Genomic DNA, 20,044 nt, shown 5'->3' on the forward strand with positions numbered 1-20,044 from the left:
TTTAAAATTTGAACGTCCATTTGAGTTCAAATCATGATGTTCAATCAATCATAGCCACAGTTTTGATAGGGATATCCTAATGATGAAAAAAACTTTAGCCACCGCCGTTATGTTGTCATGTTTTGCATTTAGTAGCACTGTTATGGCTGCTGGTTTAGAAGATGATATGAAAACTTTAGGTAAAAATTATAAGGCGTTTAACCAAGCGACTAATCCACAAGCTGCGACAGCTGCATTAAATAATATGCGTACCGCAGCGGCTCATTCAAAACAATATAAGTTGGCTCCAAATACCACAGATAAAGTCACTAGCTCACCTGCTTTGTTTGAACAAATTATTGTTGAGATTGATAAAGCGAAAGTACTTGTTCAAGCTGGCAAGTTAGATGAAGCGAAAAAACAAGCCAAAAAAATTGCTGAACTACGTGATCAAGGACATAAACATTACATGCATTAATTGATGGAGAGTCGATGCTCTCAATCATGAAGCTGTACTCAAAGGAGTGCAGCTTTTTTATTGTTTTAATACCGTGAAAATCAAAATGTAGACTCAGCATGATTCGGATTTTCACTGAATTCTAAAGTTGATACAGTAAAATAAGAAATGATGAGAGGTGGTGAAATGTCCTCGCAACAACACTACGAGCGTATTGCTCAAGCAATTGACTATATTCAACAGAATTTTCAACAGCAACCGCAGTTAGATGATGTGGCTGCCTATGTGCATCTGAGTCCAGCACATTTTCAAAGACTATTTACTGAATGGGTCGGCACGAGTCCGAAAAAGTTTTTGCAATATATCAGTATTGAATATGCCAAGAAGATTTTAAAACAGGATACAAGTAGTATCTTGGATGTAACATTTGAGACGGGGCTTTCAAGTACCAGTCGCTTACATGATTTATTTATTCAAATTGAAGGCATGACGCCTGCTGAATATAAAAATGGCGGGCAAAACTTAACTATTCATTATCATTTTGCAGAAACTTTGTTTGGTCAGGTTCTGATTGCCTCTACGGATAAAGGGATTTGTGCATTGACATTTGTGGATCAAGCAAACGAAGCATTGACACATTTAAAAGCTCAATTTCCTCAAGCGGCTTTTACTGAGCAAACTGATTCTTTTCAGCAAAATGCGCTTACGCTGTTTCAAAAAGATCGAGATCAATTTGCTGAAATTAAACTGCATTTAAAAGGTACGCCGTTTCAACTCAAGGTCTGGCAGAGCTTACTCAAAATTCCTATGGGGCAACTTTCGACCTATGGTGAGTTAGCACATGCAATTGATCATCCAAAAGCAGCGCGTGCAGTGGGCACGGCAATTGGACGTAATCCTGTGGCATTTTTGATTCCCTGTCATCGTGTGATTCAGTCTACGGGGGTATTTGGAGGATATGAATGGGGAACAACACGTAAGACCGCATTAATCGGTTGGGAAGGGGTTCAGGCACATGCCACAATTTGAATCTGCTCAGATCGCAAGTGTGATTGAAAAAATTAGGACTGCTGATTGGAGTCAGATCAGTGATCAACTACATCAGCATGGTTTTGCAACGATTCAAAAGGTGTTTTCAGCACAGCAATGCCAAACACTTCGAAATGCGTATGTAGATGAATCGTTATATCGTAAAACAGTCAATATGCAGCGTTATCGATTTGGCTTAGGTGAGTACAAATATTTTAACTATCCTTTGCCAGATTTAATCCAACAGCTCCGACGTGAAATTTATCCTTTCTTAGTACCTATCGCAAATGCGTGGTTTGATGTCCTCGGTTTAGGTGATCCATTTCCAAAAGCACATGAAGAATTGTTGAAACAATGTCAGCAACATCAACAAACCAAAGCAACAGCACTGATATTGAAATATCAGCAAGAGGGTTTTAATACCTTACATCAAGATATTTATGGTGATGTGTATTTCCCACTGCAATTGGTGATTGTTTTAAATCAGCAAAATGAGGATTTCATTGGTGGTGAGTTTGTAATAACGCAGCAAAATCCTCGTGCTCAGTCTAAAGCAATGGTGTTACAACCCAATCAAGGTGACATTCTGATTTTCACCACGCAGTTTAAACCTGAACAAGGAGTTCGGGGCTATCATCGTGTGAATATGAAGCATGGTGTCAGCACTGTTTTGCAAGGCGAGCGTTATAGTTTGGGGATTATTTTTCATGATGCTGTGAGTTAGTGTGATGTGGCAGCATATTGATTTAGAGCAGAGCGATTTACGACAGAAACTAAAACGCGGTGAAATTCGTTTTGCTGGAAATCGTCAATTGAAAATCTATGGCACTTTGACATGTCATTCGGGTAAGCGCATGATGAAAACGAATCGTGTCTTTTTTACAGATGAAAGTGAAGCTTTAATGCAAGGTTATCGACCTTGCGGACATTGTATGAAAACAGCATATAAGAAATGGAAAAATGCAATTATTTGATATTGAAGCTGACCCAAAGCAAAACCATTTACCTTATGACGGTACAGTAAATTACTACGGCAAAGTCGTATCATCCCAGCAAGCTGATCATTACTTTGATGTGTTGTTACGCAGTATTGAATGGGAAAATGATCAAGCAGTCATTTTTGGTCGTCAAATCATCACGAAAAGAAAGGTCGCATGGTACGGTGATCGTGGCTATGAATATACCTATTCGAATGTAAATAAATATGCTTTAGCTTGGACGGACGAATTAATAGAACTTAAAGCTTTAGTTGAACAATTGTCAGGTGAAACATTTAATTCATGTCTTCTCAACCTTTACCATACAGGTGAGGAGGGGATGGCTTGGCATAGTGATGGGGAAATTGATCTTAAGAAAAATGGCGCAATCGCTTCGCTAAGCTTTGGGGCAGAAAGAAAATTTGCATTAAAACATAAGCAAACCAAAGAAAAAGTTGAACTGTATTTGGAACACGGCAGCTTACTAGTAATGAAGGACACAACCCAAAGTTATTGGTTACATCGCTTGCCGCCTACGAAGAAAGTCAGCACTGCACGCATTAACTTAACGTTTAGAACCATTGTTGAATGACATAAAAAAAGGACTGATATTCAGTCCTTTTTTGTTGCTATCGTAATAACGATTATGCTTGACCTTGCGCATCAGCATCCGCTTGTAAGCGTTGCATATTTGCTTCAAATTCAGCATCAAAGTTAATTGGTGTAAGCAATAATTGAGGGAAGCTACCCTTAGTCACTAAATCGTTCACCGCTTCACGTAAGAATGGGAACAAGATATTTGGGCAGTAAGCACCTAAGATGTACGGAAGACGGTCTTCTTCAACGCCATCAACCAAGAAGATACCTGATTGAGTTACATCAACGATGAACGCAGTTTCATTTTCGTTATTTGCTTGAACCACAACTTTTAAAGACACTTCATAGTGTGTTGGATCAATTTTTTCCGCCGCAGAAGATAAATTGATATTGAGTTCTGGTTGCCATTGTTTAGTAAATACTTGTGCACCCGGAACTTCAAAAGAAATGTCTTTAGTATAAATACGTTCTAACGCGAGTTGTGGTTGAACTTGTTCTTCGCTCATTGTTTTTCCTTAAATCTTGGAGTGTTGTTAAGCTAATAATTGGTCGAGTTTACCTTCACGCTCTAAAGCATAAAGTTGATCGAAACCACCGATAAATTGATCTTTAATAAAAATTTGAGGCACTGTACGGTGATTGGTACGTTGCATTAACTCAATACGAACTTCTGGCGCTTCATTTGAAAGATTGATTTCTTTAAAAGCAACGCCTTTACGCTCAAGTAATTGTTTTGCACGTACACAGTATGGGCAAGACAGTGTTGAATAAATTGTGACGTTTGGAGTTGTCATCTTATTGCTCCTTAAGCTTTTGCTTTGCTTTTAACGAGGGGTAAGCCTTGTGCTTTCCAGTTGCTGATACCGCCGTCTAAACGATAACTATCGCTATGACCGACTTTCTGCAATGCTGAACCAGCAACTTGCCCTAAGTTACAAATAAAGACCAATGGACGATCACTTGCTTTTAATTCATCAATATGACTTGTGATTTGGCTGTATGGAATGTTGCGGCTACCGCTGATGTGACCATCGCGGAAATCTTTTCCATCACGTAGATCGATCAACATTGCATTTTTTGCTTTGACCAAAATACCTAGAGATTGCGGCGAGATTTTACGACCATTGCGTTGCCCTTCTAAAATAAAGAACAACACGATTAATACGGCAAGCGTACCAAATAAGAAGGGGTGATTCCCCATAAACTCTAACCAGCGTTCCACAAGTCACCTAAAGTTAAAATCAAAATTGATCCTGAGTATAACTTATCTCAATGGTGATCAAAAATGTTAGTTCAAGGGCGAAGCACCAAGAAAGTTAACTTTTTTGTTGAGCTTCTTGAATTTCATCAATAAGACGTAAATAACTGTCTAAACGACGCGGTAAAATTTCACCAGCATCAACCGCTTGTTTCAACGCACAATTTTTTTCATGCGTATGGGTGCAGTTACGGTACTGACATAGTCCAAGATGTGCTTCAATCTCAGGAAAACCTGTACGTACCTTTTCTAAACTAAGATGCCAGAGTCCAAATTCACGGATTCCAGGTGAATCGATCAATGCACCGTTTGTTCCAAATTTAATCAAACGTGTTGAAGTCGTGGTATGTTGCCCAAGTGCAGAGTTCTCTGAAATGACATTGGTTTTCTGTGCTGCATCAGGAACGATGGTATTGATCAGCGAGCTTTTGCCTACGCCTGACTGCCCAACGAAAGCAACAGTTTCATTATCCAAGCGTGCTGCAAGCGCAGACAAATCACCGCGTGAATGACAAACCAAAGTTTCATAACCCAATGCTTCATATTCACTGAGTAGGGTCAGAATCGGATCATTTTCAGTGAGCAAGTCTGACTTATTCAACACCAGTAGGGCTGGAATATTTGCGTCAGCACATGCAACGAGATAGCGATCAATCAATGTCGGTGCTGGTTCTGGTAAAGGCGCGAATACAATCACGATCAGACTGATGTTTGCGGCAACTGGTTTAACTTTATGATAACGGTCTGGACGAGTCAGCAATGACTTTCGTGGATAGATCGCGGTAATGATACCCAGACCTGTATTCGGATCAGCTTGCCATTTTACTCGATCACCTGTGACCAATAATTCTAAGTTAGTACGGGTGTGACAGCGCCAAACACTGTCTAATTCAATCGGTTTCCAGAACGGTTCTGGTTCACCATCAGCGACTTGTGGTTTTTCGGGGTGCTGCTCAGGCACAGATAAAGCTTGTACTTCGAGTTGACGACCATAATGTTGAACAACCAGTCCATCCAAATCCTGCGATGTATCAATGTCGTCTTGACGCGATTTATGCTGTTTTTCAATACGACGTTGCTGCTGTTCGGTTAAACGACGCTTACGAATTAAAGCCATTCATATCCCAAAAAATCCACACTTTGAAGACCGCAAAAATAGCACGAAGCCGCTATAGAATTACAGCCAAGATGTAATTAATTTGCTACTATTGATGTTTTTAAGCACTTTAGAATCGCCATTTATGAGCAGCACCCCAGATACACGATTAATTTGGATCGACCTAGAAATGACAGGTCTTGATACCGATAATGACAAGATTATTGAAATTGCAACAATTATTACAGATGACAATCTTAATATTTTAGCTGAAGGTCCTGTTCTTGCTGTTCATCAATCAGATTTGATTCTAAATGCAATGGATGAGTGGAATACCAAGCAACATGGTCAATCTGGTCTGATTGAACGTGTACGCCGTAGTAAGTTATCTGCACTAGATGCAGAGCAGCAAACGCTTGAGTTCTTAAAAAAATGGGTCAATCCAAAATCATCACCAATGTGTGGTAACTCGATTTGCCAAGATCGCCGTTTCTTGCATCGTTTAATGCCTGAGTTGGAACAATTTTTCCATTACCGTAATTTAGATGTGTCTTCTGTAAAAGAGTTAGCAAAACGCTGGAGACCAGAAATTATGAGTGGTCTGAAGAAAAATGCCTCGCATTTAGCGATGGATGATATTCGTGATTCGATTGCAGAGTTAAAATATTATCGTGAATATTTCTTTATTATGAATCACGACAAAAACTAATCGAGCAAGTTAATTGTTTGATAATTAAAGGAGCGGATGCTCCTTTTTTATTGAATGTAAAAAAATATTGGGCTTGGTTAAAAAATCGCTTAAACTCAGCGTTTTATTGCGAAATATAAAAAGAGAGCATACATGCAAAGTAATAATCCAATTTTAACTCGGGTAGAAACCTATAGTGATTTAGCTGAACCAATGACGATCCAAGGGGCGATTCAAAAATCCGTCCTTTTAACCGTGATTGCTGCGGGTTTAGGCATCGCATTATTTTTCTATTGTGCGATGACTGCAAATCTTTCTATTGCTTATGCCGCTGCAATCGTTGGCGCAATTGGTAGTTTTGTTCTGGCTTTAATTACCACATTTAAATCAAATACTGCACCTGCTTTAGCGATTCCTTATGCTTTATTTGAAGGTGCATTTTTAGGTGGCATTTCCTTTATTTTCCAATTGAAGTTTCCTGGTGTGCCATTACAAGCATTACTGGCAACTTTCATTACGACATTGGTGTTATTTGGTTTATATAAATTCCAAGTGATTCGTGCGACAGAGAAATTTAAATCGATTGTGATCTCTGCGACATTGGCGATTGCTTTGGTATTTGTGGTGCAAATTATTTTACGTTTAGCTTTTGGCTCAACTATTCCTTACATTTTTGAAAGTAACTGGTTGGGCATCGGCTTTGCTGCTTTTGTTGCGGTAATCGCTTCATTAAACCTGATCTTAGACTTTGATTTGATTGAAAATGCTGCGGCACAACGTGCACCAAAATCTTTTGAGTGGTTATGTGGTATCGCATTACTCGCAACTTTAGTTTGGATGTATTACTCATTCATGCGCTTGTTGAGTCTGATCCAAGGTGATGACTAAGCTTTTGCTTAAAAATAAAATCGTCTTCATCTGAAGGCGATTTTTTTATGCAAGATTGTAAAAAAGATGGATTATGCAATTCCGAAATTGCTGGAATATTGGCATGATGTGGTGAAAATTTTTCGAGTGAGAATAAGATGTCACAAGGACTTTTAGCTGGTAAACGTTTTTTAATTGCTGGCATTGCAAGTAAATTATCAATTGCTTACGGTATTGCTGCTGCATTACACCGCGAAGGCGCGGAGCTTGCGTTTACTTATCCAAATGAAAAGTTGAAAAAACGTGTTGATGATTTTGCAGCACAGTTTGGTTCAACTTTGGTTTTCCCTTGTGATGTTGCTGTTGATGCAGAAATTGATGGTGCATTTGCTGAATTGTCGAAACATTGGGATGGTTTAGATGGTGTTGTGCATTCAATTGGTTTCGCACCAGCACATACATTAGATGGTGACTTCACAGACGTGACAGATCGTGACGGTTTCAAAATCGCACATGACATTAGCGCATATAGCTTTGTTGCAATGGCGCGTGCTGCAAAACCTTTATTACAAGCACGTCAGGGTTGTTTATTGACATTGACGTATCAAGGTTCTGAGCGTGTAATGCCAAACTACAATGTAATGGGTATGGCAAAAGCATCTTTAGAAGCGGGTGTTCGTTATTTAGCGTCTAGCTTGGGTGTAGACGGCATTCGCGTAAATGCAATTTCTGCTGGCCCAATCCGTACTTTGGCAGCATCGGGGATTAAATCTTTCCGTAAAATGTTAGATGCCAATGAAAAGATTGCTCCACTAAAACGTAATGTGACGATTGAAGAAGTGGGCAATGCTGCATTGTTCCTTTGCTCGCCATGGGCTTCAGGTATTACTGGCGAAATCATGTATGTCGATGGTGGTTTCAATACTGTCGGTATGAGCCAAAGCATGATGGATGATGAATAATTAGATTGATCTAATTTATTGAATAAAGCCGCTTTGATAGCGGCTTTGTTTTTTTTAGATTGTGAAATACTTACTTTATAACATTACGATTTATGACGAATTTGGAGCGTAGCGGAAAATTTGTCCAACAGCAGCGCCTTGTTAGCTTTGATTATGATGTACGATAAATTTTGCACGTTCATATAATTCGTCAAAGGTTATAATCTCTGGGTTTGTAGTGTTTTTACGCAATAGCTCAAATGACCTTATCTTGTCTTTATTTACTCCATTTTCTGAAACAAACTCGCTCATACTACCAATTACTAGGTACGATTTCGGCTGATAGTTAAAGATTTCTTCACCAGTTGGATTGCCTTGACTATCACTGGGATTAATTTTGCTAGATAGACTCTCGACAGCAGATGAAACAGTACCTTGAACTTGGGCTATCGCACCAGCCAACTCCTTTGATGGTGCCCAGCAGCCCGCCCTATATGGTTTAGATTCAAGCAGCTCAGTAACATGAGTTTTAATTTCAACAAAACAAAGGTTAGAAATTATCCCCTTCGTTTTCATTAACGCATCAACTCTTTTTCCGTGCGAGTCTACACTATGTCCTTGCACAACTTGCTCCAATTTCTTGTCGTCAAGGGTGGATAAGAATATGTATCCCAGCCCATATCCAAATACCCACGGATTCTTTTCAAAGTACTTTTGCCATAGACCTTCATTAGTTGTATTTTTCTTGGACTTAATTGATTCGAAGTAGCTTTGATTAGAAAGAAGTTTCTCGTAGACATCTAGTTGCGTTTTTCGGTAGCCGACTGCAATCAAATCTTCCGTAGTAATTTCAGATTTTAGGACCTCAGCAAATAGTTCTTGGTTTTCGTGGAACAAGCTTTTGACCTGCTTGTCATTCAGTATAATTCGGTTTAATTCTTCATCACTAATATTGACTCTAGATGGATTATCTAAATTAACCGATTGGATATTTCGTATAAATTCTAGGAGCTTACCAATTTCCTCTCCAATAAAGGAGAAGCTGGCATTATGTGGCTTCTCTGTAGCGATAGTATAGCTTTGAATGCTAAGAACAAATATTCCTCGATTGTCTTCAAGAAATTTTGCGGTGATATGTGACTTAGCACCCTCTTTATGCCTCAGTACTACTTCATCTTTGATTTTCGCAAAAGCATATGAGTCGGGTGATTCAATTACCTTAGAAGCAATTCGCACCTTCCTGTCAGAGTTACCAAAGGCATCTAACCTTGGACTAATGTAGGTCTTACCTTCTTTCGGATTTTGATAATCATCCATATCTCAAATTCTTGCTTTGACTGAAGCTAAATAAAGTTATACGGTAAATTTGTCGTATAACCAAAATGAAAATGCCATATAACCAATTTTGTGCTTATCCAATATAATTATATTTGGATCAGCATATGCAACAGCAATATTTACGTCAACACAAAAGCTATGAACAACATCACTTTATAAGTTCTGATCTTATATTTTAGTCTACAATCCGCGGTATATTTAAAATATCTCAATGAGTATAACTAATAATTTGTCATCGAATAATTTATATGCTAATTAATGCTGGTTTTTGTTTAATCAGAAATTCAAATAGAATTTCGATAAACATATTGTTTTTTGTTTTCGGGGTAATTTAAAGCGTGAAAAAAATAGCTGTTGTTTTTGGCTTAGTGATTTTACTTTCACTGCAAGGTTGTGCCGCGGTCATGGCAAGTAAGCAACCAAGTAAAAAGAATTTGACAGTTTTAGAGGTTGGAAAACATCGTAATTATGTGATTTCTGAATTGGGTGCACCAGTCACATCAGAAACCGTAAATGGAGAACGTAAAGAGATTTATACTTTCCAACAGGGTTACTCAAAAGCAGCTAGAGTCAGCCGTACGCTATGGCATACGACTGCGGATATTGCCACGATTGGTCTATGGGAAATCATTGGTTCGCCAACTGAAGTTTATTTCAATGGAGAACAACTTTCTTATGAGGTTGTTTTTGATGATCAAGATCACATAAAAAGTTCTCAGCTCATTCAAAATGAGCCAAAAACTCTAAGTGAGTAAGCAATAACAACTCGTGTGTTATTGCTCAGGTAATTCTTTCACAGGACTTCCACCTAGTGCTTGCATTAAGGTCACATAGGCATTGTATTGACTCTGCTTGGTTTCAACTAAGCTCAGTCGGGCATTCCGTGTGGTCTCTTGTGCATCAAGTAAATTCTTTAATGCAATCGCACCATTACGATAACGAACTTCAGTGAGTCGCTCAGTTTTATCCGCTAATTCAAGATTACGTTGTTGAAGCTGAACTTGTTGGTCAAGTTGAGTGCGATTCGATAACGCATTTTCTACATCAGCAAACGCTTGGTATAACGTTTGACGATATTGAGTAATGGCTTTCTCATATTCAAGATCACTAATCGCAATATCTTTCTTCATATCATTATATTGAAGAAAGGGCAGACTTAAACTTGCGCCTAAGGTGAGTGCAGGATTCTGCAAAAGTTGAGTCAGAGATGTACTCGAAGACCCCAAATTTCCAGTCAGATTAATCGACGGATAATAACTGGCTTTGGTTGCATCTTTACTGGCTAACGTTTTACGAAGACGTAACTCTGAGGCTTGTAAATCAGGGCGGCGAGATAAAATATCTGCGGGTAAACCAACAGCGATATTGGGTAATGCATTACGCGGTAATTTAGCAGGTTCTTGAATGTTCAGTTGTTGTACAGGTTCATGTAGCAGTACAGCGAGAGCAGTACGTGTTTCTACACGTTGTTGCTCGATCTGACTCAAACTTGCTTTTTGACTTTGCACTGATTGTTCAGCTTGCGTGAGATCTAAGCCAGAAACCGCACCCGCTTTATATTGCGATTGAACTAAATTATAAATCTTTTGAGTCGAGGCTAAGTTTTGTTGAACGGTTTGATAACGTTCATTGAGATAGCCCAATTGCCAATACAGTTTTGCAGTTGTTCCTACCAAACTTTGTGCCGTTGCTTGTAAGTCTTGAGCACTAGCGAGCGCTTCCCAGCGGCTGGCTTCTGTTTGATTGGCGAGTTTTCCAAACAAATCGAGTTCATAACTTACACCGACACTAGCAGATAAACCACGATCTGAACCATCGCCTGAACGTAGATCATAGTTATGACCTGTCGAGACACTTGAGCTGGTGCGGATGCCTTGTTGATTTGCAGCCAAGCCTGCTTGTAAGCGGGCTTGCTTCAGTGTGATACCTGCAACACTTAGATCACTATTTGTCGCCAAGACTTGATCAATCAACTGATTGAGCTGAGCGTCATTAAATAATGTCCACCATTGGTCTGTAAGCGCTACGCTTTTATTGGTTTGCGCATTATATTGGTATTGCTGCGGAACTTGTACAGATGGTGCGTTGTAAGGTGTTTTGACAACAGCAGAGCAGCCAGCCAGAGAACTTGTGAGTGCTAGTGCAAGTCCTAATTTGTTTAAATGAAAAGACATACTCAAATTCCTTATTCTCTTGCTAAAGCTGCAACTGGATCGAGTTGTGCTGCATTTCGTGCGGGTAAGAAACCAAAAACAATACCGATCAAACTTGAGCAGACAAAGGCCGCAACAATAGATGTGGTTGAATAACTCATTTCAATCACACCTTTCGCAAAATGCCCGATAATTTGTCCAATACCTAAAGACAGAAGTACACCGAGTACACCACCCAGTAAGCAGACCAAAATCGCTTCGATCAAGAACTGCTGCAAAATATCACTTTGTCGAGCACCGACCGCCATACGAACACCAATCTCCTGAGTCCGTTCTGTCACAGAAACCAACATAATGTTCATCACGCCGATGCCACCGACGACCAGTGAAATCACCGCAATCGCTGAAATTAGCAGTGTCATGGTTGCAGTGGTCTGTTGAATCGTTTCACGAATACTGTCTGAGTTTTGAGTAAAGACATCTTGTGCGCCGTGGCGTTGCTCAAGCAACGTCAAAATTGCATTTTCAGCCGCACTACTTGGATATTCATCTTTAATACGAACAATGATGCTACGCACATTAGACTGACCTAACATGCGGCTCATGACCGTTGAATAGGGGAGATAGACATTTAAGCTGTCTGAATTTCCCATAAAGCCTTTTTCAGCATCAATCACACCAATGACACGACTCGGCACACTTCCCAATAAGATCACTTGTCCGAGGGGATTTGTTCCATCAGCAAAGAACGTTTTTTCAGTATTGGTGTCAATGACCACGTCTTGCGCACGTTGAGTCACACTGTCTTTATCAAAAGCTTGTCCAGACTTAAAGGTCATGCCTCGAACATAGAAGAAGTCAGAACTCACGCCATTGACGGTCGCCGAGGCTTCCGTTTCTTTAAAGCGTAAAGTGACGCTTGTATTCACAGAAGGGCTGACACCATCGACATAGGGTTGCTCAGCTAAAGCTTCACCATCGGCAGGAACGAGCGTTTTGGTTTGTGAGGCTCTTGAATTATCACCAAAGCCACGACCTTGATATACGGTGATGGTGTTGGTTCCGAGACTGCTGATATTTTCCAAAATCTGTTTTTGTGAACCATTACCGAGTGCAACAACAGACACTACAGAGGCGATCCCGATAATGATTCCGAGCATGGTCAAAAAGGTTCGCATTCGATGTGCATTCATGGCAAGCAGTGCCATACGGAATGCTTCACCCAAGCGATCTAGAAAAGATCGCCATGCAGAGGTTTTCTTCTGCGGTGTTCTTTGTAGTGTTTGACGTTCTAAATCGGCATCATCATTTTCAGGTGTATTTGCGCGGTCTGAGATGATATTACCGTCACTAATCTCAATGATACGTGTCGCATTTTTTGCAACATTCATATCATGGGTGACTAAAATAATAGTATGACCTTTGGCATTGAGCTCACGTAAAATACGCATCACTTCAATACCGCTATTCTTATCCAATGCACCTGTGGGTTCATCGGCAAGAATCACATCGCCACCATTCATCAGTGCGCGTGCAATCGAAACACGTTGTTGCTGACCACCTGAAAGTTGGCTTGGACGATGATGTAGACGCTCTTCTAACCCAAGTTCAGAGAGCAATTCCGCTGAACGCTCTTGACGTAGATGGCTCTCTACACCCGCATAGATCGCAGGAACTTCAACGTTGCCCGATGCAGTTAAATCACCAAGCAAATGATAGCGCTGGAAAATAAAGCCAAAATATTCACGACGTAATTGTGCAAGTTCATCAGGTTCAAGCTGTCTCGTCTCACGGCCACTGACTAGATAGCTTCCGTCTGTTGGTTTATCCAGACAGCCTAATATATTCATTAAGGTTGATTTACCTGATCCTGATTGCCCAACAATCGCAACCAATTCACCTGCATAAATCTTTAAATCAATGCCTTTGAGAATTTGGACTGTACTTTCACCCGCAGGGAATTCCCGAGTCAGTTTGCTGACTTCAAGTAGCGGCTGTGATGAATGTGTTTGATTTTGAGTCATATTACATTCTCATTGCACGTTGATTGCTACGTTTTGCTGATTCATTTGAACTATCAGTTGCATCAGCAATCACAACTTGATCACCTTGTTTAAGTCCTTTCAGGACTTGCGCTGTCACGCGGTTATTAAGACCAATCAGAACAGGTTGAGGCTTCGCCGTGCCATCAGCTTGCAAGACACGCACCATGCCTGTTGTCGCTTTACCTTGAGACACGAGTGCTTTTTCTTGATCGGTTAACTCTAAACGTTTTGGACGTTGTGCATTTGCTGTTTCAGGTTTTTGTGTGGTATCAGTTGATGCATTATTTTTACTGCTTTGTTTTTGATTTGAACGCTTGCTTTGAATCGCAGCCGCAGGAATGGTTAACGCATTTTTTGCTTCCGCTAATACAATATAAACTTGTGCAGTCATATCAATACGAAGCTTGCCATCATCATTGGGCACATCAAATAAAGCGTTATAGTAAATTGCAGATGTTGAAGACGATGAACTGGTCGTCGTGCTTTCTGTATTGATTGAGTCAGGAGCTGGCTCTACTTGGCGCAAGGTTGCATAGTGTTTCTTCTCGCTATTTCCCAACGTTGTGAAATACACCGTTTGACCTTTTTCAACTTTCATGACGTCCGCTTCTGAAATTTGTGCTTTGACAGTCATAGTGTCTAAAGTCGCTAATTTCACAATGGTTGGTGCGGTTTGATTGGCGTTTACGGTTTGACCTTCCTCTGTCACGATTGCAACAATCGTTCCATTCATCGGTGCAACGATACGGGTATAACCCAAGTCTTCTTTTGCTGTCGCCAGTGTTAAGCGAGACTGCTCAATTTGTGCATTGATCGCTGCGATTTGCGCTTGAGCGGTTTTGTAATTTGCCAATGCAGTCTCAAGCTCAGCGCGGGAAGTTGCATCTTGGCTATACATCGCTTGTTGGCGTTTGTATTCTGCTTCAACTTTTGCTAAATTCGCTTGTTGTACAGCCAGTTGAGCTTGTTGATTTTTAATGCTTGCTTCCGCTGTTTTTAAATCATTTTCTTGTCGAATCGAATCAATTTGCGCAATCAATTGACCTTGTTTTACTTGGTCACCCAATTGCACATACATTTTTTTCACCTGACCAGACACCTGTGCGCCGACACTCACCATTTTGGTTGCTTCAAGTACACCTGTCGCTAATACTGAATCTTCAATATCGCCACGAGAGACTTCTGCACTAATGTACTGTGGTTGCTGTGCTTTGGGTTTAAAGAACATCCATCCGAGTGCTGCAATGATGAGCACGCCGATAGCGATCATAATAATTTTGCGAGATGGTATTTTTTTAGACGTTGTTTTTGGCATGGCGACAGGTCAAAAGTGAGAACTGGGCTTAGTATAAAAGTGAAATAAGGATAAAACGTGAATATTTTTAATCTAGAATGAGAATTATTTTCTATTTTTCCACATACTTATTTTATAAATATCTGATAAATACTTTCGATCCCAGCCTCCGCGTTACTTGCAAGTGCAATGCCGCCGTGCGGTGGAAGTGTGTATTCACGCGGATTGATCCGAATCAAGTTGGGTGCAAAGCGCTCACTGAAATATCGTACAGTTGGAATTGCTGTACCTGCACCGATTTCAATCACGATCGGATTGCGATGTACTTTGATGAAGTGATCCAAACGCTGACCTTGTAGGTGATGTCGATGGCTTAACCAATCATAGTCATCAAACATTAAAATATTAGGACGCGCTAAATGACCGCAGTGAGGACAGTGCGGTAAATCGCCTAACCATTGGCACTCTTGATGATCAATTTCAGGAGAGATATCATCTGCTGACCAAATCTCTTGCTGGCAAGATTTTAGACATTGTACATGATGAATTGACCCATGACATTCATAGATGTTGGCCGAGTCAAAGCCCGCTTTTTGAAATTGCCCATCGACATTTGAGGTAAAGATAAAATAGGGTAGTTGTAATGTTTCTGCCAATTGCTTGAGTAAAGTAAATCCTCGATGCGGTTTAGTTTGACGATAGAGAGCTAGTCGATGTCCGTAGAATCCCCATGCTAAACGTGGGTGACGTCTAAAAGCGGCAGGATTGGCTATTTCAGTAAAGTCGATTCGTTGTTTTCCAAGCTCAGGGTAAGCTTGCCACATGCCATGATTGCCTCGAAAATCAGGTAAACCTGAGTCCACTCCCATACCCGCACCTGCTGAAATGATTAAGCTGTCAGCGCGTTGAAAGGCTACTTTAATTTTCTGAATTTGATCTGGGCTTAGACCGAACATCATTGCTTTCACCTTGTTATTATTATCTTGAATTTAGATCTTATTTTAAGCAGATTGAATAAATAATGTTTTTCCACATAATTCGCTGACAGCTTGCAGCATTAAATGCTCAGCGCTTTCTTTCGACATGCCTTTAATCGATGCATCGATACGTAATAATAGCTCTGGCCAAGTGAGAAATTGCCGAGGGTTTAGGCGACGTAAAGCTTGCTGATATTGTGAAACTTTGGTTTTCCAAATTCCGAGTTGTAATGCATTGTGTGGTTGCTCAAAAAGTTGCATCAGTAAACGCATTTCTTTACTGAGTGTCCATAAGATCAAACTGTCAGGCTCTCCAGCGGCAAGCAAGTATTGATAGATTTTGACAGATTGAGCCAAATGACCTGCCAATAATGCATCGCTTAAATCATAGGTGGTATAGCGCGATTGATCCTGTAAACATGCATAGAGCTGCTCAATTTGAATTTGCTTAATATCAGGAAAGGTATCCGCAACGCGCATCAAACTATTTTTTGCTGCGAGGAGGTTATGCTCATGATGTTGCATTAACCATTGCCATGCATCATTGTTGAGTGTGATCCCCAATTTTTCTGCTTCGATGGTAAGGATGCGTTGACGATCTTGAGGATAGTTTGCAGTAAGCGGGACAACAACACCATTCGCTTCAACGACTTGGAAAAATGCTGACTTTAGACTGCTGCTATCCTGTTTTGGTAACACAATTAACAGTAAGTTATGTTCATTATGTTGAATATAGCTTTTAAGTAGTTTTAATCCATTTGCATCAGGTTTGATATTGCCGTGTACTTCAATCGCAAGCTGCTGAGAAAATAGTGACAAACTATTCAATGCATTAAAGACATTTTTCCAGTCATTTACACTGCTAATGTCATAGCGTTGACGCTCAACTTCTTGCTGTTGCCAGCTTTTACGAAAAGCATCTAGCAGATTTTGTTCAAGTAAAGGCTCTTGACCATGCATAATCCATGCGCCACGAGCCTCATCTACACGTTTTAATGCTTGAACATAATCTAGTTTCATAAGTCGTAATTATGACTGTGCTTTAGGTAGACGGTTTGCTGCGATTTGACGTGTGATTTGTTGTGCCACATCGTCAATGACAATCTTGTCTAAATAAGATTCTTGTTGGTTGTCGGTATTCACTGTTGCAACGTCGTATTGATAACTACGAGAGGCAGTCAATGTCCGTGGTTCTGTGATTTTATTGCCTTGACGATCTTCGATTTGGAATGTGACCGTTAGACGTAGTAATACTTCTGTTAATTTACCGTTTAGGAGTTGACGGCGAGGCGTGTAATCCAAAATACGAAGCACATAAGCATCGTTGGAATTGCTGAGTTGTACGCCTGTTGCACTTAAATAAATGCTAAGTCGATTTTCTAGTTCATCAGTATTATCAGGTAATACCAATGTGAGCTTGTTATAAACCAACGGCGTCGCTGTTGGGTTACTGCCTTTTAAATGGAAGCCACAACCGACTAAGCCTGCACTTAGGCCTAAAGTTAATACAACTGCTGCAACACGTTGAACTAAATGCATGCTTTGTCCTTATGATATTCCATCAAACATGGAAGATTTAAACTAAATAAATTGACCATATTTTAGAATCAAAGCCCGTTGAATGACAGCGGGCTTTGATGAGGTTTTGTTTATTGCTTTTAATCTGCCTTCTTTAAAGGGAGTCTTACAAGCTTTTAAACCACCAAGTTCACGAGTTTATTTGGCACAACAATTTCTTTTTTAGTCGGGCCAGTTAAGAATTGTTGCACTTCTGGTAATGCTTTTGCCAAAGCCAATAAATCATCTTTAGATATATCGACAGCCACATCTAACTTACCACGAAGTTTACCATTCACTTGTACAACAATCGTTTGCGTATTACGTGTCAATGCAGATTCATCAACTTGAGGGAACTCAGTCGTTGTTAAATCTTGTCCAAACTGAGCTAAAAGTGTTTGGCTCAAGTGTGGTGCAAATGGAGCAAGTAAAGTGAGTAATGTTGTGATTGCTTCACGAGCAACAGCCACATCATTGTCATCTTTTGCTTCAAATTTGTTGCTAGCATTTAATAGTTCCATCAATGCTGCAATTGCAGTATTGAAGGCGTGGCGACGTTCGATGTCATCACCCACTTTTTGGATCGTTTCATGGGTTTTACGACGAAGATCTTGCGCATCTTTCGACAAATTCGCAGTGTCAATAGCCGTTGCTTGATTGCCATTTTCTAGGAAACCAGCAGCCAAACGCCATACGCGTTTCAAGAAGCGGTTTGCGCCTTCAACACCTGCATCAGACCATTCTAATGATTGATCTGGTGGTGCAGCAAACATCATGAAAACTCGTGCTGTATCTGCGCCGTATTGATCAATAATTGCTTGTGGATCAATACCGTTGTTTTTCGACTTAGACATTTTTTCTTGTCCACCGATAACAACTTCTTGACCATCACCTGAATATTTAGCAGAAAGGATACGACCTTTTTCATCGCGTTCTAATTCGATATCAGCAGGGTTAAACCACGTTTTTTTGCCACTTTCAGCTTCACGATAGAAGGTGTCTGCTAAAACCATGCCTTGAGTCAACAAGTTAGTAAATGGCTCGTTGCCTTGTACCACACCTTCATCACGCATCAACTTATGGAAGAAACGTGCATAAAGTAAGTGCAAGATGGCATGTTCAACACCACCGATGTATTGGTTTACTGGAAGCCAGTTTTGCGCTGCTTCAGGTTTGACCATACCACCTGTAAAGTCAGGAGATGCGTAGCGTGCATAATACCAAGACGATTCAACAAACGTGTCTAAGGTATCTGTCTCACGACGTGCATCGCCGCCACAGCTTGGACATTTAGTTTCGTAGAATTCAGGCATTTTATTCAGTGGGTTACCTGAACCATCTGGTACGACATCAGTTGGTAACACGACTGGCAATTGATCTTCTGGCACTGGTACTTGTCCACAAGTATTACAGTTGATCATTGGAATCGGGCAACCCCAATAACGCTGACGAGAGACACCCCAGTCACGTAAACGGAATTGAACCTTAGCATTTGCTAAATTCTGTGGTTCTAATTTTGCAATCAAGGCATCAAAAGCAGCTTGGAATTCAAGACCATCAAACTCGCCAGAATTTACGAGTTTACCTTCTTTAGAGCCGTACCATTCTTGCCATTCAGTTGCTGAGTATTCAGCATCGTCAGCGCCTTTGGCATCAATCACTTGCTTGATAGGCAAGTTAAACTTATTGGCAAACTCAAAATCACGTTCGTCATGTGCAGGAACAGCCATCACTGCGCCAGAACCATAAGACATGAGTACATAGTTTGCGATCCAGACAGGAAGTTCTTCACCCGTTACAGGGTGTTTTACGAACAAACCTGTTGCCATGCCTTTCTTTTCAGCAGTGGCTAAATCAGCTTCTGCTACTGAACCCATGCGGCATTCTTCAATAAATGCAGCCAGCTCAGGATTATTCTCAGCTGCTTTCAAAGCCATTGGGTGCTCTGCTGCAACAGCAACATACGTCACACCCATTAAGGTATCAGCACGCGTGGTATAAACCGTTAAGTCATCTGCATAGATTTCAGTATTGGCAGAAGGGAAAGTGATTTCCATCCCTGTAGAACGACCGATCCAGTTACGCTGCATCGTGAGGACTTGTTGTGGCCAACCATCTTTTAATGTGTCTAAATCGTCTAATAATTCTTGTGCATAGTCAGTGATGCGGAAGTAGTACATTGGAATATCACGTTTTTCTACCAATGCACCTGAACGCCAACCACGACCATTTTCCACCTGTTCATTCGCAAGTACAGTTTGGTCTACAGGATCCCAGTTCACTGTTGAAAGCTTACGATAGATCAAGCCTTTCTTATAAAGTTGTACAAATAACCATTGTTCCCAGTGGTAGTACTCTGGAGTACAAGTCGCAAATTCACGGTCCCAGTCGACAGACAAGCCCAATTTTTTTAATTGGTCACGCATATACGCGATGTTTTCAAATGTCCATTTTGCTGGTGCTACTTGGTGTGCAATCGCTGCATTTTCAGCAGGTAAACCAAAAGCATCCCAACCCATTGGCTGTAAAACGGTTTCGCCTTTTAAACGATAAAAACGGCTGATCACGTCACCAATCGTGTAGTTACGCACATGCCCCATATGCAGCTTTCCACTTGGATAAGGGAACATCGACAGGATATAGCGATGTTTGCCCTCTACAGTGTCAGCAACTTTAAAAACTTTGCGATTGTCCCAGTCTTGTTGAACTTGAGGCTCAATGGCGCTTGCTTGGTATTCGGAGTCAATGTGAGAAGTCGTCATAGGGATATGCGATACAACAAAAAATAAAA

Annotated in this window: 21 protein-coding genes; 9 read left to right on the forward strand and 12 right to left on the reverse strand. The window is 40.6% G+C overall.

The window, feature by feature from the left end:
- Positions 1-79 precede the first annotated feature (79 nt).
- The 5 genes from ACT4_RS01950 (at position 80) to ACT4_RS01970 (ending at position 3,034) form a co-directional block, all read left to right on the forward strand.
- Positions 80-457, forward strand: coding sequence for a cytochrome b562 (locus tag ACT4_RS01950; protein WP_007479362.1), 378 nt, complete (start codon positions 80-82; stop codon positions 455-457).
- Positions 458-622: 165 nt separating this feature from the next.
- On the forward strand, positions 623-1,465 hold the full coding sequence (locus ACT4_RS01955) for a methylated-DNA--[protein]-cysteine S-methyltransferase (RefSeq protein ID WP_007479363.1): 843 nt from the start codon (positions 623-625) through the stop codon (positions 1,463-1,465).
- Positions 1,452-2,189 (forward strand): 2OG-Fe(II) oxygenase, encoded by a 738-nt coding sequence (locus ACT4_RS01960; protein ID WP_007479365.1) that lies wholly within the window; start codon positions 1,452-1,454, stop codon positions 2,187-2,189. Before ACT4_RS01955 ends, ACT4_RS01960 begins: the two co-directional genes overlap by 14 nt.
- Positions 2,190-2,193: 4 nt before the next feature.
- Entirely contained in the window at positions 2,194-2,439 is a 246-nt protein-coding gene (locus ACT4_RS01965; RefSeq protein ID WP_007479367.1) for an Ada metal-binding domain-containing protein, read from the forward strand.
- Positions 2,426-3,034, forward strand: a complete 609-nt coding sequence (locus ACT4_RS01970; RefSeq protein WP_007479369.1) for an alpha-ketoglutarate-dependent dioxygenase AlkB — start codon at positions 2,426-2,428, stop codon at positions 3,032-3,034. Before ACT4_RS01965 ends, ACT4_RS01970 begins: the two co-directional genes overlap by 14 nt.
- A gap of 52 nt (positions 3,035-3,086) precedes the next feature.
- Here the strand turns inward: ACT4_RS01970 and secB are convergent, their stop codons facing one another.
- The 4 genes from secB to rsgA form a co-directional block, all read right to left on the reverse strand.
- The gene (gene secB / locus ACT4_RS01975) at positions 3,087-3,545 is read right to left on the reverse strand and encodes a protein-export chaperone SecB (RefSeq protein ID WP_004655889.1); all 459 of its coding nucleotides are present in this window, start codon (positions 3,543-3,545) and stop codon (positions 3,087-3,089) included.
- A 27-nt stretch (positions 3,546-3,572) separates the two neighbouring features.
- Positions 3,573-3,833 (reverse strand): glutaredoxin 3, encoded by a 261-nt coding sequence (gene grxC / locus ACT4_RS01980; RefSeq protein WP_004774456.1) that lies wholly within the window; start codon positions 3,831-3,833, stop codon positions 3,573-3,575.
- A gap of 11 nt (positions 3,834-3,844) precedes the next feature.
- Positions 3,845-4,261 carry a rhodanese-like domain-containing protein gene (locus ACT4_RS01985; RefSeq protein WP_004881636.1) on the reverse strand — a complete coding sequence of 139 codons (417 nt, stop codon included), beginning with the start codon at positions 4,259-4,261 and terminating at the stop codon, positions 3,845-3,847.
- 94 nt (positions 4,262-4,355) lie between these two features.
- On the reverse strand, positions 4,356-5,414 hold the full coding sequence (gene rsgA / locus ACT4_RS01990) for a ribosome small subunit-dependent GTPase A (RefSeq protein ID WP_004881637.1): 1,059 nt from the start codon (positions 5,412-5,414) through the stop codon (positions 4,356-4,358).
- Between the two features lie 124 nt (positions 5,415-5,538).
- Here rsgA and orn point away from each other — a divergent pair, with 124 nt between their 5' ends.
- The 3 genes from orn to ACT4_RS02005 all read left to right on the forward strand — a co-directional run bounded on the left by orn (position 5,539) and on the right by ACT4_RS02005 (position 7,910).
- On the forward strand, positions 5,539-6,102 hold the full coding sequence (orn, locus tag ACT4_RS01995) for an oligoribonuclease (protein WP_007479382.1): 564 nt from the start codon (positions 5,539-5,541) through the stop codon (positions 6,100-6,102).
- Between the two features lie 132 nt (positions 6,103-6,234).
- Positions 6,235-6,969, forward strand: a complete 735-nt coding sequence (locus tag ACT4_RS02000) for a Bax inhibitor-1/YccA family protein (RefSeq protein WP_007479384.1) — start codon at positions 6,235-6,237, stop codon at positions 6,967-6,969.
- A 137-nt stretch (positions 6,970-7,106) separates the two neighbouring features.
- Positions 7,107-7,910, forward strand: a complete 804-nt coding sequence (locus ACT4_RS02005) for an enoyl-ACP reductase (RefSeq protein ID WP_004881643.1) — start codon at positions 7,107-7,109, stop codon at positions 7,908-7,910.
- A gap of 141 nt (positions 7,911-8,051) precedes the next feature.
- Here the strand turns inward: ACT4_RS02005 and ACT4_RS02010 are convergent, their stop codons facing one another.
- Positions 8,052-9,206, reverse strand: a complete 1,155-nt coding sequence (locus tag ACT4_RS02010; protein WP_007479385.1) for a Shedu immune nuclease family protein — start codon at positions 9,204-9,206, stop codon at positions 8,052-8,054.
- Positions 9,207-9,565: 359 nt separating this feature from the next.
- On the opposite strand from ACT4_RS02010, the gene ACT4_RS02015 reads away from it, so the two are divergent.
- The gene (locus tag ACT4_RS02015; RefSeq protein ID WP_007479386.1) at positions 9,566-9,982 is read left to right on the forward strand and encodes a hypothetical protein; all 417 of its coding nucleotides are present in this window, start codon (positions 9,566-9,568) and stop codon (positions 9,980-9,982) included.
- An 18-nt stretch (positions 9,983-10,000) separates the two neighbouring features.
- Here ACT4_RS02015 and ACT4_RS02020 read toward each other — a convergent pair whose 3' ends face one another.
- From ACT4_RS02020 to leuS, 7 genes are all read right to left on the reverse strand, one after another.
- On the reverse strand, positions 10,001-11,401 hold the full coding sequence (locus ACT4_RS02020) for an efflux transporter outer membrane subunit (protein WP_007479387.1): 1,401 nt from the start codon (positions 11,399-11,401) through the stop codon (positions 10,001-10,003).
- An 11-nt stretch (positions 11,402-11,412) separates the two neighbouring features.
- The gene (locus ACT4_RS02025; protein WP_007479389.1) at positions 11,413-13,404 is read right to left on the reverse strand and encodes a MacB family efflux pump subunit; all 1,992 of its coding nucleotides are present in this window, start codon (positions 13,402-13,404) and stop codon (positions 11,413-11,415) included.
- 1 nt (position 13,405) lies between these two features.
- Positions 13,406-14,740: a MacA family efflux pump subunit gene (locus ACT4_RS02030; RefSeq protein WP_007479391.1), complete on the reverse strand. Its 1,335-nt coding sequence runs from the start codon at positions 14,738-14,740 to the stop codon at positions 13,406-13,408.
- A 107-nt stretch (positions 14,741-14,847) separates the two neighbouring features.
- A complete protein-coding gene (locus tag ACT4_RS02035; protein ID WP_007479392.1) occupies positions 14,848-15,678 on the reverse strand; it encodes a Sir2 family NAD-dependent protein deacetylase in 831 nt (276 codons plus the stop codon).
- A gap of 42 nt (positions 15,679-15,720) precedes the next feature.
- Positions 15,721-16,716, reverse strand: coding sequence for a DNA polymerase III subunit delta (gene holA, locus ACT4_RS02040; RefSeq protein ID WP_007479393.1), 996 nt, complete (start codon positions 16,714-16,716; stop codon positions 15,721-15,723).
- A 9-nt stretch (positions 16,717-16,725) separates the two neighbouring features.
- Positions 16,726-17,235 carry an LPS assembly lipoprotein LptE gene (gene lptE, locus ACT4_RS02045; protein WP_004881660.1) on the reverse strand — a complete coding sequence of 170 codons (510 nt, stop codon included), beginning with the start codon at positions 17,233-17,235 and terminating at the stop codon, positions 16,726-16,728.
- A gap of 155 nt (positions 17,236-17,390) precedes the next feature.
- Positions 17,391-20,015, reverse strand: coding sequence for a leucine--tRNA ligase (gene leuS / locus ACT4_RS02050; RefSeq protein ID WP_007479396.1), 2,625 nt, complete (start codon positions 20,013-20,015; stop codon positions 17,391-17,393).
- Positions 20,016-20,044 lie beyond the last annotated feature (29 nt).

This window comes from Acinetobacter sp. NBRC 100985, assembly GCF_000241225.1.
GTDB lineage: Bacteria > Pseudomonadota > Gammaproteobacteria > Pseudomonadales > Moraxellaceae > Acinetobacter > Acinetobacter venetianus.

Coding starts and splice junctions, on each gene's coding strand:
- leuS (WP_007479396.1), bottom strand. CDS start 20,015: ATGACGACTTCTCACATTGACTCCGAATACCAAGCAAGCGCCATTGAG.
- orn (WP_007479382.1), top strand. CDS start 5,539: ATGAGCAGCACCCCAGATACACGATTAATTTGGATCGACCTAGAAATG.
- ACT4_RS01960 (WP_007479365.1), top strand. CDS start 1,452: ATGCCACAATTTGAATCTGCTCAGATCGCAAGTGTGATTGAAAAAATT.
- secB (WP_004655889.1), bottom strand. CDS start 3,545: ATGAGCGAAGAACAAGTTCAACCACAACTCGCGTTAGAACGTATTTAT.
- ACT4_RS01970 (WP_007479369.1), top strand. CDS start 2,426: ATGCAATTATTTGATATTGAAGCTGACCCAAAGCAAAACCATTTACCT.
- rsgA (WP_004881637.1), bottom strand. CDS start 5,414: ATGGCTTTAATTCGTAAGCGTCGTTTAACCGAACAGCAGCAACGTCGT.
- ACT4_RS01965 (WP_007479367.1), top strand. CDS start 2,194: ATGTGGCAGCATATTGATTTAGAGCAGAGCGATTTACGACAGAAACTA.
- ACT4_RS01955 (WP_007479363.1), top strand. CDS start 623: ATGTCCTCGCAACAACACTACGAGCGTATTGCTCAAGCAATTGACTAT.
- ACT4_RS02000 (WP_007479384.1), top strand. CDS start 6,235: ATGCAAAGTAATAATCCAATTTTAACTCGGGTAGAAACCTATAGTGAT.
- ACT4_RS02035 (WP_007479392.1), bottom strand. CDS start 15,678: ATGATGTTCGGTCTAAGCCCAGATCAAATTCAGAAAATTAAAGTAGCC.
- ACT4_RS02020 (WP_007479387.1), bottom strand. CDS start 11,401: ATGTCTTTTCATTTAAACAAATTAGGACTTGCACTAGCACTCACAAGT.
- grxC (WP_004774456.1), bottom strand. CDS start 3,833: ATGACAACTCCAAACGTCACAATTTATTCAACACTGTCTTGCCCATAC.
- ACT4_RS01950 (WP_007479362.1), top strand. CDS start 80: ATGATGAAAAAAACTTTAGCCACCGCCGTTATGTTGTCATGTTTTGCA.
- ACT4_RS02005 (WP_004881643.1), top strand. CDS start 7,107: ATGTCACAAGGACTTTTAGCTGGTAAACGTTTTTTAATTGCTGGCATT.
- ACT4_RS02010 (WP_007479385.1), bottom strand. CDS start 9,206: ATGGATGATTATCAAAATCCGAAAGAAGGTAAGACCTACATTAGTCCA.
- ACT4_RS02030 (WP_007479391.1), bottom strand. CDS start 14,740: ATGCCAAAAACAACGTCTAAAAAAATACCATCTCGCAAAATTATTATG.
- ACT4_RS02025 (WP_007479389.1), bottom strand. CDS start 13,404: ATGACTCAAAATCAAACACATTCATCACAGCCGCTACTTGAAGTCAGC.
- holA (WP_007479393.1), bottom strand. CDS start 16,716: ATGAAACTAGATTATGTTCAAGCATTAAAACGTGTAGATGAGGCTCGT.
- lptE (WP_004881660.1), bottom strand. CDS start 17,235: ATGCATTTAGTTCAACGTGTTGCAGCAGTTGTATTAACTTTAGGCCTA.